The 12,960-nt window shown below is 75.6% G+C and carries 11 protein-coding genes; 6 read left to right on the top strand and 5 right to left on the bottom strand.

The window, feature by feature from the left end:
* Positions 1–3: 3 nt before the first annotated feature.
* The gene (locus tag ACSNOH_RS17845) at positions 4–1,113 is read right to left on the bottom strand and encodes a PLP-dependent cysteine synthase family protein (RefSeq protein ID WP_436722339.1); all 1,110 of its coding nucleotides are present in this window, start codon (positions 1,111–1,113) and stop codon (positions 4–6) included.
* Positions 1,114–1,246: 133 nt separating this feature from the next.
* Between ACSNOH_RS17845 and ACSNOH_RS17840 the strand changes: the two genes are divergently transcribed.
* Both ACSNOH_RS17840 and ACSNOH_RS17835 read left to right on the top strand, forming a co-directional pair.
* The gene (locus ACSNOH_RS17840; protein WP_436722338.1) at positions 1,247–1,600 is read left to right on the top strand and encodes a hypothetical protein; all 354 of its coding nucleotides are present in this window, start codon (positions 1,247–1,249) and stop codon (positions 1,598–1,600) included.
* 198 nt (positions 1,601–1,798) lie between these two features.
* Positions 1,799–2,365, top strand: a complete 567-nt coding sequence (locus tag ACSNOH_RS17835) for an ATP-binding protein (RefSeq protein ID WP_436722337.1) — start codon at positions 1,799–1,801, stop codon at positions 2,363–2,365.
* A gap of 54 nt (positions 2,366–2,419) precedes the next feature.
* Here ACSNOH_RS17835 and ACSNOH_RS17830 read toward each other — a convergent pair whose 3' ends face one another.
* The gene (locus ACSNOH_RS17830) at positions 2,420–3,640 is read right to left on the bottom strand and encodes an ROK family protein (protein WP_436722336.1); all 1,221 of its coding nucleotides are present in this window, start codon (positions 3,638–3,640) and stop codon (positions 2,420–2,422) included.
* A gap of 17 nt (positions 3,641–3,657) precedes the next feature.
* Here ACSNOH_RS17830 and ACSNOH_RS17825 point away from each other — a divergent pair, with 17 nt between their 5' ends.
* Both ACSNOH_RS17825 and ACSNOH_RS17820 read left to right on the top strand, forming a co-directional pair.
* Positions 3,658–4,917, top strand: a complete 1,260-nt coding sequence (locus ACSNOH_RS17825) for an MFS transporter (protein WP_436722335.1) — start codon at positions 3,658–3,660, stop codon at positions 4,915–4,917.
* Positions 4,918–5,100: 183 nt separating this feature from the next.
* Positions 5,101–6,015: a DUF2797 domain-containing protein gene (locus ACSNOH_RS17820; protein WP_436722334.1), complete on the top strand. Its 915-nt coding sequence runs from the start codon at positions 5,101–5,103 to the stop codon at positions 6,013–6,015.
* A 466-nt stretch (positions 6,016–6,481) separates the two neighbouring features.
* Here the strand turns inward: ACSNOH_RS17820 and ACSNOH_RS17815 are convergent, their stop codons facing one another.
* Positions 6,482–7,711, bottom strand: a complete 1,230-nt coding sequence (locus ACSNOH_RS17815) for a geranylgeranyl reductase family protein (protein WP_436722333.1) — start codon at positions 7,709–7,711, stop codon at positions 6,482–6,484.
* 175 nt (positions 7,712–7,886) lie between these two features.
* Here ACSNOH_RS17815 and ACSNOH_RS17810 point away from each other — a divergent pair, with 175 nt between their 5' ends.
* Positions 7,887–9,290 carry a dipeptidase gene (locus tag ACSNOH_RS17810; protein WP_436722332.1) on the top strand — a complete coding sequence of 468 codons (1,404 nt, stop codon included), beginning with the start codon at positions 7,887–7,889 and terminating at the stop codon, positions 9,288–9,290.
* 244 nt (positions 9,291–9,534) lie between these two features.
* Here the strand turns inward: ACSNOH_RS17810 and ACSNOH_RS17805 are convergent, their stop codons facing one another.
* Both ACSNOH_RS17805 and ACSNOH_RS17800 read right to left on the bottom strand, forming a co-directional pair.
* Complete coding sequence (locus tag ACSNOH_RS17805; protein WP_436722331.1) at positions 9,535–10,572, bottom strand: NUDIX domain-containing protein; 1,038 nt, start codon at positions 10,570–10,572, stop codon at positions 9,535–9,537.
* A 139-nt stretch (positions 10,573–10,711) separates the two neighbouring features.
* Positions 10,712–11,683 (bottom strand): ROK family protein, encoded by a 972-nt coding sequence (locus ACSNOH_RS17800; protein ID WP_436722330.1) that lies wholly within the window; start codon positions 11,681–11,683, stop codon positions 10,712–10,714.
* Between the two features lie 172 nt (positions 11,684–11,855).
* Between ACSNOH_RS17800 and ACSNOH_RS17795 the strand changes: the two genes are divergently transcribed.
* Positions 11,856–12,839, top strand: coding sequence for a LacI family DNA-binding transcriptional regulator (locus ACSNOH_RS17795; protein ID WP_436722349.1), 984 nt, complete (start codon positions 11,856–11,858; stop codon positions 12,837–12,839).
* The last annotated feature ends 121 nt before the right edge of the window (positions 12,840–12,960 follow it).

Raw genomic sequence — 12,960 nt, 5'->3', positions numbered from 1 at the left:
CGGTCAGTCCGCCCAGCGCCCGGTGGCCAGGAAGGTGGTGATGGTGCCGGCGTACGGGCCGATGTCCAGGCCCTGCCGGGCGAGCCAGGCGTCGGAGTAGTACGTGTCGAGGTAGCGCTCTCCGGGGTCGCAGATCAGGGTGACGACGCTGCCCTTGGTGCCGTTGCCGGCCATCTCCGCGACGATCTTCAGTGCGCTCCACAGGCCGGTGCCGGTGGAGCCGCCCGCCTTGCGGCCGACGGCCCCGTCGAGGGCGCGCACGGCCGCGACGCTCGCGGCGTCGGGGACCTTCATCATCCGGTCGATGACGCCCGGCATGAAGCTGGGCTCCATGCGGGGCCGGCCGATGCCCTCGATGCGCGAGCCGCGTTCGCTCGTCGCCGTGGGGTCGTGGTCGCGCCAGCCGTCGAAGAAGCAGGAGTACTCGGGGTCGGCGACGCAGATGCGGGTGTCGTACTGCATGTAGCGCACGTAGCGGGCGATGGTGGCGGAGGTGCCGCCGGTGCCCGCGGTGGCGACGATCCAGGCGGGCACGGGGTGGCGTTCACTGCGCAGCTGGCTGAAGACCGATTCCGCGATGTTGTTGTTGCCGCGCCAGTCGGTGGCCCGTTCGGCGTAGGTGAACTGGTCCATGTAGTGGCCGCCGGAGCGTTCGGCGAGGGCCGCGGCCTCCGCGTACATCTTGCGGGGGTCGTCGACGAAGTGGCACCGGCCGCCGTGGAACTCGATGAGGCGGCACTTCTCGCGGCTCGTGGTGCTGGGCATGACGGCGACGAAGGGCACGCCGATCAGGCTCGCGAAGTACGCCTCGGAGACGGCGGTGGAGCCGCTGGAGGCCTCGATGACGGGGGCTTCGGGGCGGATCCAGCCGTTGCACAGGCCGTGCAGGAAGAGCGAGCGGGCGAGGCGGTGTTTGAGGCTGCCCGTGGGGTGGGTGGACTCGTCCTTGAGGTAGAGGTCGATGCCCCACTCCTCGGGCAGCGGGAAGCGCAGCAGGTGGGTGTCGGCCGAACGGTTCGCGTCGGCCTGGACCTTGCGGACCGCTTCGCCGAGCCAGGCGCGGTAGGCCGGGTCGCTGCGGTCGACGTCGGTGGTGTGCACGAGGTCGTTCACGCCGCTCCTCCCGTTCCATCCGGGCCCATGCGGAGCTCTCGGACGTTTCGATCATAAATGGGCACTGGTGCGCGGGCCCCCTCGCGGGCAGACTGCGCACGAGGCACACGAATCGGCCGGGGAGGCGGTTGGCGTGGCGGAGCCCGAGTTCGGGGAGCCGGAGTTCACTGCGACCGGGGTGCGGATCGAGCGGTCCCTCCGCTCGCTCACCCGGGCGGGCCAGGTGAAGATCAAGGACGGCAGGCTGGAGCTGCTGACCAGCTACGGACGGGAGATCGACAGCGCTCCCCTGGGGGCGGTCCACGCGAGCAAGCCGTGGTTCGCCGGCCGGGACCGCGCCCGGGCGACGGTGAACGGCACGCGCTACGTCCTGACGCTGGGCCGGCTGGAGGATCCCTCGGGCGCCGGGGAGACCACGGGGGAGGCCGCCGTCCGGCGTTTCCTGGAGGCCGTCCGCTCCGGACGCGGCGGTGGCGCCAGGGCCTGACGGTACAGAAGTTGCGCGTCCGGCTGCTGGAGCCGACCCTTGACTCGTACCAGCATCACTGAGGGTTCACGGACGGTTACGCTCTGGATGAGTAGCCGCCGCGCGGCTCGGCAGCCACTGCCGCCGGCCCGGCCCCAGCGCGTGCCAGAACGCGTTTCTGCATCAGGCTAGCCCTACTTCTTCCAGGGAGTCGCAGCCGTGATCAGCCGACCGAACAAGCACTGCACCGTAGAGCTCCAGGCTCTTCCGCCGCGGATCGGCCAGGTCCGCAGAATCGTATCTGCGCAATTGCGGTACTGGAATCTCGATCCCCTCATCGACCCCGCGGCGCTCTGCGTCACCGAACTCCTCACCAACGTGCACCAGCACGCCGAGCCGGACAAGCGGTGCACCGTCGAGATCGACCTCGTGCTCGACCGGCTCACCGTCTCCGTCCGCGACCACGACCCCCGCCTGCCCCGCCTCGCCGACGCCGACGCCGGCAGCACCCACGGCCGCGGCCTCGCGCTGATCGCGGCGGTGAGCGACAGCTGGGGGGTGCAGGAGCGCCACGACGGCGGGAAGGTCGTCTGGTTCTCGCTGCCGGTGCCGGAGCCCGCGGCCGCCGCCCGGCAGAGCCGCGACGACCGGACGACCCTCACGCTCGAACAGCCCGTCCCGGCCCTGCCGCCCCTGGAAGAGCCCTCCTTCGAGCAGCCCGCCCCCGCCCGCCGGGCGGCCGCGGTGCTCGACCGCTCCCCTGTCCGCTCCGCCGTCTCCGGCTGACCGGACGGGGGTTCCCACTGCCGGGTGCGGCGCGGCGGGCTCCCTGGCGGGCCGTCAGGACACCACGGTCAGCGGGTCGTCCAGGACGGGCTGCCAGGCGGCTTCGGCCGCGCCGATCAGGCTGTTGTGGTCGAGCGTGCAGGGCAGGATCGGGACGCTGCCACTGCGGCCCCACAGGCTGCGGTCGGCGACGACGGCGCGCAGCCGCTCGGGGTCGGCGTCCAGCAGGGCACGGTGCAGCCCGCCGAGGATGATGCGGTCGGGGTTGAGGATGTTGACCAGGCCCGCGAGGCCGAGGCCGAGCCGGTCGACGATCAGTTCGGCGGCGGCGCGGACGGACGGGTCGGCGTACTCCGTGCGGAGCAGGTCGCGGGCCTGCTGCAGCAGGGACACCTCGGGGCCCGGGGTGCGGCCGGCGGCGGTGAGGAAGGCGAGCGGGTCGGTCTCGACGTCCAGGCAGCCGCGGCTGCCGCAGTGACAGGGCAGGCCGGCCGGGTTGACGGTGAGGTGGCCGACCTCCAGGGCGAGTCCGGAGCTGCCGCTGTGCAGGCGGCCGTCGAGGACGAGCGCCCCGCCGACGCCGCGGTGGCCCGTGGCCACGCAGAGCAGGTGGCGTGCGCCGCGGCCGGCGCCGTGCCGGTGCTCGGCGAGCGCCGCGAGGTTGACGTCGTTGCCGGTGACGCCGGTGGCCGGGCCCTCCCCGGGCCCCGGGACGCCGGCCTTGGCCAGGGCCTCGGTGAACAGCCTGCTGACCGGTGCCCCCGCGGGCCAGGAGAGGTGGAGCGGGTTGAGGGCGGTGCCGTCCGGCTCGGCGACGGCCGAGGGGACGGCGAGGCCCGCGCCCAGGCAGCGGCGGCCGGTCTCGCGCAGCAGGCCGGCGCCCGCCTCGACCACGGCGTCGATGATGTGCGACGGGTCGGCCGGGACGGTCATGCAACCGGGCGCCGTGGCGACCATCCGCCCGCCGAGGCCGACGAGGGCCGCGCGGAAGCCGTCGGCGTGGATCTGGGCGGCGAGCACCACGGGCCCGCCGGGCGCGATCGAGAGCCGGTGCGAGGGGCGGCCCTGGGAGCCGGCGGCCGCGGGGCGGGCGTCGACGGTGATCAGCCCGAGAGCCTCCAGCTCGGCGGCGACGGCACCGGCGGTCGCGCGCGTCACCCCGAGTTCGGCGGTGAGCACGGCGCGCGTGGGGGCGCGCCCGGTGTGTACGAGCTCCAGGGCGGGGCCGAGGGCGCCGCGGCCCCGCTCCAAACGTGTTGTCCGAGTCTGGGTCACGCCCCTATTGTGACTTTGTGCCGACACTAAACAAAATACGGACGGCTCTTCTGGGTGACCTCCGGACGGTCCTTCCGGGCGAACGGCGCCCGGACCCGCGCCCGGCCCCGGGTGGTCCCGCCCTCCGCCGGCTCCGTATCGCCCTCACCCTGTTCTTCGCTCTCGACGGCTTCCTGTTCGCCGGCTGGGTGGTCCGCATCCCCGCCATCAAGGAGCAGACCGGCGCGTCCGCGGGCGCCCTCGGACTCGCCCTGCTCGGCGTGTCGGCGGGTGCCGTGGCCACCATGGTGCTGACCGGGCGGCTGTGCCGCCGGTTCGGCAGCCACCTGGTGACGGTCGTCGCCGGCGTGCTGATGTCCGCGGGGATCGCGCTCCCTCCCCTGACGCACTCGGCGACGTCCCTCGGTCTGGTGCTGCTCGTCTTCGGCGCCGCCTACGGCGGCATCAACGTCGCCATGAACAGCGCGGCCGTCGACCTCGTCGCGGCGCTGCGCCGGCCCGTGATGCCCGGCTTCCACGCCGCGTTCAGCCTCGGCGGGATGCTCGGCGCGGGCCTGGGCGGGCTGGTCGCCGGGCACCTCTCCCCCACCCGCCACCTGCTGCTCCTGACCGTGGCCGGACTCGTCGTCACCGCGCTCGCGGGGCGCACGCTCCTGAAGCACCCCGCCCCGCGGCCCGAGCGGCCGGCGCCCGCTGCCGGGGCGGACGGCGGCGGCCCTGCGCGCCGCGGCGGCCGGACGGTCGCCCTCTTCGGAGTGATCGCTCTGTGCACGGCCTACGGGGAAGGCGCCCTCGCCGACTGGGGCGCGCTGCACCTGCAGCAGGACCTCGGGGTCCACGCGGGCGTCGCGGCCGCCGGTTACTCCGTCTTCGCGCTGGCCATGACCCTCGGCCGGCTCAGCGGCACGTTCCTCCTCGAACGCCTCGGCCAGACCACGGCGTTGGTCGCGGGCGGGGCGGCGGCCGCGGGCGGCATGCTGCTCGGGGCGCTGGCGCCCAACGTGTGGGCAGCACTCGCGGGGTTCGCCGTCACGGGCCTGGGCCTGGCCAACATCTTCCCCGTCGCGGTCGGCCGGGCCGGCGAGCTCGGCGGGCCGGGCGGCGTGGCCGCGGCCTCCACCTTCGGCTACGGCGGGATGCTGCTCGGGCCACCGGTCATCGGCCTCCTCGCCGACGCGTCGTCCCTGCCCGTCGCCCTGACCACCGTCGCGGGCCTCGCGGCCGTGGCGGCGGCGATCGCGTACGCCACCCGCCGCACGGTCTCCGGGGCGCGCTGACTTCCGGGGGCGCGCTGACTTCCGGGGGCGTGCTGACTTCCGGGGCGCGCCGGCTGCCGGGCCCACCTGCTTCCGGGGGCCGCCGGCTGCCGGGGGCCGCCGCCCCTGGTCCGCCCGCCGCGCGGCGGCCGTTGTCAGTGGTGGCTGACACAATCCGAAGGCGTGGACGGGAAGGGGCGAGCGATGAGAGCCGAGCAGGAGGACCAGCAGGAGGAATGGCGCTGCGGCGGGGTGCGCTGGCAGGCCGCCGAGCCGTCCCTGGTGTGGCTGCACTCCGCGCACGGGGAGCGCAGCACGCCGCTGCCCGCGGGGCGTCCGGTCGCCTTCACGACGGGTGCCGCACGGCGGTGCGTGGGGATCCGCAGGGCCGGCCGGCGCACTCCCTGCCCGGCGGGCGCGGAGGTTGCGGCCGCCGCGGTGTCGGCGCAGTGCGCGGAGTGCGCGCGCCTCGACCGCTCGCACTCGGTCGCCGCCGACACCGCTCTCGACGACCCGCGCCCGTACGACGTGTATCTGGCCTGGTCCGTGCCCGGTGCGGTGAAGGTGGGCATCACCGCGGCCGAGCGGCAGGGCGTCCGCCTGCTCGAACAGGCCGCGTTGTCCTACGCCCTGCTGGGGCGCGGGCCGCTGATGGCGGCGCGCCGTGCGGAGGCCGTGCTCGGCGCGGCGCTGTCGGTCCCCGACCGCATCCCGTACGCCGCCAAGCGGGCCGCCCGGTGCCCCGCGCCTGCCCGCGAGCTGCGCACGGCCGAGCTGGCGGCCCTGCACGCGCAGGCGTGCGGGCTGGGCACCCTGCCGGAGTCGCTGGCGGTGCTGCCCTTCGCCCCCGTGCACCACGACGAGGCCTTCCGCCTCGACCGGCTGCGGCCCGGCTGGGGGACGGCCGTCCCGGCGCCCGGGCGCACGATAGCGGGCAGGGTCGCCGCCGTCGCGGGCCCCGACCTGTATCTGGACACCACGGACGGACGGCAGCTGCTCGTGGACACCCGGCAGCTGGCGGGCTGGTCACTCACGGCCGCGGCCCCGGAAGCCGAAACCACGGCGGAGGTCCTGCCCCAGCCACCGCCCGCGGCCGCGGGCCCCGAGGCGCTGTTCTGAGGGTGGCGGGGGCCGGGGCTACGGAACCGGGGAGTGAGCGGCCGCTGCGACGGCGGCGCGGCGGTGCACTCACGTCTACGGCTTCGGGGGAAACCCGTGCGACCGCCGCGGCCGCAGGCCCCGAGGCCTGGTTCCGAGGGATGTCACGGCGCGGCAGTCGGCCCGGGCGAGTGAACGCCGCCGACGGCGGCGCGCCGCGCCACGGCCCCCGTCGCCGGCGACGCATGCCGCGGCACACGGCCGCCAGGTAAGGCGGACCAGTGCCCGCCGCCACGGCGGCCCGGTGCCCAGCGCAAGGACACCGCCCCGGGCGACGAAGTGCCGCGGCACACGACCGCGGTTCCCGGCGGGCGGGCGCCCGCCCCCGGCGGCGCGGGGCCACGCTCACGCCTCGCCGCCGGATGCGGTGGGCCGCCCGCTCATCGGGAGCAGCCGGCCCCCGCGCCGCACGCGCCGCGGCCCTCCGCTACGGGCGGTCGACCGTGGAGAGTACGCGGCGGGCCACCGGGTGGGTGCGGACGATCTCCGCGAGCGTCGTCTGGCCACGCGTGATCCGGGTGAAGGCGTGCCACGCCGGGCGGAAGCCGGTGAGCGCGGCGTGCATCATGCCGGGGCGGCGCTCGAAGAACGTGAGCATGCGGCGCCCGACACCCATCTCCACGCCAAGGCCCGCCTTGATGGCGAACGCGTAGTTGAGCGCCTGCCGCCGGGCGTCGACCGCATCCTGCGCCTCCCCGATGCGGACCGCCCACTCGCCCGCCAGCCGGCCCGAGCGCAGGGCGAAGGAGATGCCCTCGCGGGTCCACGGCTCCAGCAGGCCCGCGGCGTCGCCGCACACGATGACGCGGCCGCGGGAGAGCGGGGAGTCGTCCGAGCGGCAGCGGGTGAGGTGCCCGGAGGAGATGCTGGGCTCGAAGCCCGCGAGGCCGAGGCGGGCGATGAAGTCCTCCAGGTACCGCTTGGTGCCCGAGCCGTCGCCGCGGGCCGAGATCACTCCCACGGTGAGGGTGTCGCCCTTGGGGAAGACCCAGCCGTAACTGCCGGGGATCGGGCCCCAGTCGATGAGCACGCGCCCGGCCCAGTCCTCCGCGACCGTTTGGGGCACGGGGATCTCGGCCTCCAGGCCGAGGTCGACCTGGGCGAGCTTCACCCCCACGTGTGCCCCTATGCGCCCGGCGCTGCCGTCGGCCCCGACGACCGCGCGGGCGAGGACCGTCTCGCCGCCGGCGAGCACGACGGCGACCGTGCGCCGGTCGGGCACGGCCGGGCCGTGCTGCTCGACGCGCGCGACAGCCACGCCCGTGCGCACCTCGGCGCCGGCGTCCTTCGCTGCCTCCACCAGCGCGGCGTCGAACTCGGGCCGGTTGATGAGGCCGAACAGCATCCGCTTGGAGCGGCGCGTGCGCGTCAGCTTGCCGTTCAGGGAGAAGGTGACCGCGTGGACGCGGTCACGCAGGGGCAGTTCGAAGCCGGGCGGAAGAGCGTCCCGCGAGGGGCCGATGATGCCGCCGCCGCACGTCTTGTACCGCGGCAGTTCGGCCTTCTCCAGGAGCAGCACCCGGCGGCCGGCCGAGGCGGCGGCGTGAGCCGCGGAGGCCCCGGCGGGCCCCGCGCCCACCACCACGACGTCCCACACCGGCTCCCGGTCCCCGCCCGCGTCCCGCCCGGCGTCCTGGGCTGCGTTGTCGCTGCTCACCTGTGCTTCTACTCCCGCTCGATCACGGCTTCGGCTACCTGCCGCATCCTACGGCCAGCCCTGCGCGGCCCGGCCACGGGAAGGCCGTGGCCGCCGCGGGCGGCGGGCGTGGGAGGATCGACGGCACAATCGCCCATTCGTACGGATACAACGCCGCGTCCACAAGGAGCGTTCCATGGAAGCGTCCCCGAACCCGCAGGCCGGCCCGGTCCCGGCCGAGCTGGCCGCCACCGTCGCCGCGCTGCAGCCGCGCGCCCGGACCGAGCTGGCCGAGCTGGTGGCCTTCCGGTCGGTGGCGGACGAGGCGCAGTTCCCGCGGAGCGAGTGCGAGGCGGCCGCGAACTGGGTGGCGGACGCCCTGCGCGCCGAGGGGTTCCAGGACGTCGCCCTGCTCGACACCCCCGACGGCACCCAGTCCGTCTACGGCTACCTGCCCGGCCCCGACGGTGCCCCCACGGTGCTGCTCTACGCGCACTACGACGTGCAGCCGCCGCTGGACGAGGCCGCCTGGATCTCGCCGCCGTTCGAGCTGACCGAGCGCGACGGCCGCTGGTACGGGCGCGGCGCGGCCGACTGCAAGGGCGGCGTGATCCTGCACCTGACCGCGCTGCGCGCGCTCAAGGAGCACGGCGGCGTGCCGGTCAATGTGAAGATCATCGTGGAGGGCTCCGAGGAGCAGGGCACCGGCGGCCTGGAGCGCTACGCCACGGCGCACCCGGAGCTGCTGGCCGCCGACAGCATCGTCATCGGTGACGCCGGCAACTTCCGCGTGGGCCTGCCGACCGCCACCGCGACGCTGCGCGGCATGACCCTGGTCCGCGTCCAGGTGGACACCCTGGAGGGCAACCTGCACTCGGGGCAGTTCGGCGGGGCGGCGCCCGACGCGCTGGCCGCGCTGATCCGCATCCTCGACTCGCTGCGCGCCGAGGACGGTTCGACGACGGTCGCGGGCCTGGAGGCCGAGGCGGCGGCGACCTGGGAGGGCATGCAGTATCCGGAGGAGGACTTCCGCAAGGACGCCAAGGTCCTGGACGGCGTGGAGCTGACCGGCTCCGGCACGGTCGCCGACCGGCTGTGGGCGCGCCCGGCGGTCACGGTCCTGGGCATCGACTGCCCGCCGGTCGTCGGGGCCACCCCGTCGGTGCATGCGGGCGCCCGGGCGCTGATCAGCCTGCGCGTGCCGCCGGGCACGGACGCCGTCACGGCGACGAAGCTGCTGACCGAGCACCTGAAGGCCGCCGCCCCGTGGGGCGCACGGGTCGCGGTGGAGCAGGTCGGCCAGGGCCAGGCGTTCCGCGCGGACACCGGCAGCCCGGCCTACACGGCCATGGCCGACGCCATGCGCGTCGCCTACCCGGGCCAGGAGATGCAGATCTCCGGCATGGGCGGCTCGATCCCGCTGTGCAACACGCTCACGGCGCTGTACCCCGAGGCGGAGATCCTGCTGATCGGGCTGAGCGAGCCGGAGGCGCAGATCCACGCGGTGAACGAGAGCGTCTCGCCGGAGGAACTGGAGCGGCTGTCCCTGGCGGAGGCGCTGTTCCTGGGCAACTACGCGGCCGGCAAGCGGGAGCGGTAGCAGTCCCGGAGGGGCGCCCTGAGCTGCCGGTTCCTCCGGCACCGCGCGCCGGTGGCCCCTCGCCGTCACGGCGGGGAGGCCGCTGCGTCACGGACCCGCGGACCACGGCGTACGCGCCGGGCCCGGCAGGCGCGTGCCGGACACGCTCCGGCGTGGTGCCGCCGCCTCCGCAAGGCCCGGGCGGCGGGGCCGGACGACGGCCCGCCGGCCCGGACGTGCTCCGGCCATTGCACGGCGCCGGGGCTCAGCCCACAGGGACCCCCGCCTCAAGGTTGAGCGGGCGTCCCTGCTCACGCGCCCGCAGGGCCCACCGCAGTCTGCTCAGCCGTACGGGCGGCAGCAGGTCCGCCGCCTCGCCCTCGGTGACGAAGCGCCAGCCGCGCAGTTCGGAGCCGGGCAGCAGGAGCCGGCCGGCGTCGGACCCGGCCAGCCGCCCGCCGTCGAAGAGGAAGCGCAGGCCGCCGTAGCCGGGCGGCTTGGGCGGCTCCCAGTCGACGACCAGCAGGCGGGGCACGGCGCGCAGCTCGATGCCGATCTCCTCGGCCACCTCGCGCATCCCCGCGCGGGCGGGCGCCTCGCCCGGCTCCACGACCCCGCCGGGGAACTCCCAGCCCGGCTTGTAGGTGGGGTCGACCAGCAGGACCCGGTCCTCCTCGTCGAAGAGCAGCACCCCCGCGGCGAGCGTCGCGGCCGTCGGCTCGGGAGTCTGCACGATCTGGCACGCCCCGGCGGCGCCGCTGCGCACGGCGTCCGCGACCCGCTCGGCCGCCTCGCGCGGCGTCAGGCCGCCGGTGTCGACGACGTACGCGTCCGCGCGGAGCCAGGGCAGCGCCTCGCGGTAGGGGGCCACGTGGTCGAGCGCCCAGCGCCGGACGGACGCGCTGCGCTCGCGGTCGTCCGCGAACTCCTCGCGCCCGGCGATCCTGCTGCGCAGGATCGTTTCGTCGACGTCCAGCAGCACGTGCCGCACCGGGATGCGGCGCGCGGCCAGCCCGCCGAAGATCTCGTCCCGGTACTCCTGGCGCAGCAGCGTCATGGGGACGACGAGCACCCCGCCGACCTCGGCGAGCAGGGCGGCGGCCGCGTCCACGACCAGGCGCCGCCAGACGGGCAGGTCCTGGTAGTCGCCGGTCTCGCTCGTTCTCTTGGGCGGCAGCAGGTGCTTCAGCGCCCCGCCGATCACCTCGGGGTCGTAGAGGGTGCTGTCCGGGATCAGCTCGGTCAGTTCCCTGGCCGTACTGGTCTTGCCCGCACTGAACGCGCCGTTGAGCCAGACGATCACGGTTCCCCCTTCTCCGTAGCCCCCTGTGAAGTGCCCGGAACACCTTGCCACGGAAACGCTCGTGAGGGGCACGGTGCCGGAGCGCCCTCCTGGTGCGCCCTTCGCGGCAGCGCCACGTACTGCCGCTGTCCGGCGCGTTCTACGCCCGGTCGGGCTCCCTCGCCGCCCACAGCCCGAGCTCCTGCGCCGCCGCGGAGGCGGCCCCCACGAGGCCGGCGTCGGAGCCGAGTTCGGCCGGGAGCACCTCGATGCCGGAGACGAACGACAGCGTCGCGTAGTCGCGCAGGCGCTCGCGCAGCGGGGCGAAGAGCACCTCGCCCGCGCCCGCCACGCCGCCGCCTATGACGGCGACCTCGATCTCGACCAGCGCCGCGGTCGCGGCGATCCCCGCGGCCAGCGCCTGCGCGGCCCGCCCGAAGGAAGCGCGCGCCACGGCGTCCCCCGCCCTTGCCGCCGCCGCGACGGCCGCCGCGCTCCGGTCGCCGTCCGGCCCCGGGACCCAGCCGGCGTCCAGGGCGCGCCGGGCGATGTTCGGGCCGCTGGCGATGCGCTCGACGCAGCCGCGGGCGCCGCAGGGGCAGTCGTCCCCGTCGAGGTCGACGCTGATGTGCCCGATGTGACCGGCGTTACCGGTGGGCCCGGGGTGCAGCCGGCCGCCCAGCACCAGGCCGCCGCCCACCCCGGTGGACACCACCATGCACAGGGCGTTCGCGCGCCCGCGGGCGGCGCCCTGCCAGTGCTCGGCCGCGGTCATCGCCACGCCGTCGCCGACGAGCACCACCGGCAGGCCTCCCACCCGCCGCGTCACCTCGGCGACCAGCGGATAGCCGCGCCATCCGGGGACGTTGACGGGGCTGACGGTCCCTCGGGACGCGTCCACGGGCCCCGCGCTGCCGATGCCGACGGCCCGCACGCGCGGCCAGTCCGCCGCGGCCGCGAGCTCCTCGGTCACCGCCGCTACTGCGGCCATCACCGTGGCCCCGTCCTCCCGCGCCGGCGTCGGCCGCTGTGCGCGGGCCAGTAGCCGGCCGCGGTCGTCCACCAGCGCGCCCGCGATCTTGGTGCCGCCGATGTCGAGGGCCGCGACGAGGTCGGCGGGGTCGGTGCGCATGGGGACGGTCTCTCCTGGTCGGCAGGCGTGCAGGACCAGTCTCTCCGGATCTGACAACGTTGTCTAGGCTCTATGCTCGACGTCACCCCGCCCCCGGTTAAGGACGAGCCCCGTGCCGAGCAGCGCCCAGCCCACCCGCAGCCCCTCGCCCCGCTACGGCGCCCGCCCGACGATGAAGGACGTGGCGGCCCGCGCGGGCGTCGGCCTCAAGACCGTCTCCCGGGTGGTGAACGGCGAGCCGGGCGTCACCCCGGACACCGAGCGGCGCGTGCAGGACGCCATCACCGCGCTCGGCTTCCGGCGCAACGACAGCGCGCGCATCCTCCGCAAGGGCCGCACCGCGTCCATCGGGCTCGTCCTCGAAGACCTCGCCGACCCCTTCTACGCCCCCCTCAACCGGGCCGTCGAAGAGGTCGCCCGCGCGCACGGCGCCCTCCTCATCAACGGCTCCAGCGCGGAGGACGCGGAGCGCGAGCGGGAGCTCGCGCTCGCCTTCTGCGCCCGCCGCGTCGACGGCCTCATCGTCATCCCCGCCGGCGACGACCACCGCTACCTCGAACCCGAGATCGCCGCCGGCATCGCCACGGTCTTCGTCGACCGGCCCGCCGGCCGGATGGACGCCGACGCCGTCCTCTCCGACAGCTTCGGCGGCGCCCGCGAGGGCGTGGCCCACCTCGCCGCCCACGGCCACCGCCGTATCGGCTTCATCGGCGACCGGCCGCGCATCCACACCGCGACGGAGCGGTTGCGCGGCTACCGCGCGGCCATGGCCGACGCCGGCCTGCCCGTGGACGAGGCCTGGGTCTCCCTGGGCCCCACGGACCCGGAGCGCGTCCGCGCCGAGGCCGAGCGGATGCTCTCCGGCCCCCGGCCGGTGACGGCCCTGTTCACCGGGAACAACCGGGTGACGGCCACGGCCGTACGCGTCCTGGCCCGCGCGCCCCGTCCCGTCGCCCTCGTGGGCTTCGACGACCTCGAACTCGCCGACCTCCTCACCCCGGCGGTCACCGTCGTCGCCCAGGACGCGGCCCGCCTGGGCCGCACGGCCGCGGAACAGCTCTTCCGCCGCCTGGACGGCGCCACGGAACCGCCGCGGCGGGTGGTCCTGCCCACGCGCCTGATCATCCGCGGCTCGGGGGAACTCCCTCCGGCGTGACGGCACTTCGGCAAGGGGTACCCGTGGTACGGCACCGCCGGGATCGCCGGTGGGGGTGAACCACCGCACCACGCCGCCGTCTCACCGCCCCGCCAGCGCCCCCAGCTCACCCCTCCCCAGC

The organism is Streptomyces sp. URMC 127 (assembly GCF_051386535.1).
In the GTDB taxonomy this organism is placed as follows: Bacteria; Actinomycetota; Actinomycetes; order Streptomycetales; family Streptomycetaceae; genus Streptomyces.
Note: the sequence above shows the minus strand (reverse complement) of the source record. Positions and strands in the feature narration are given on the sequence as shown.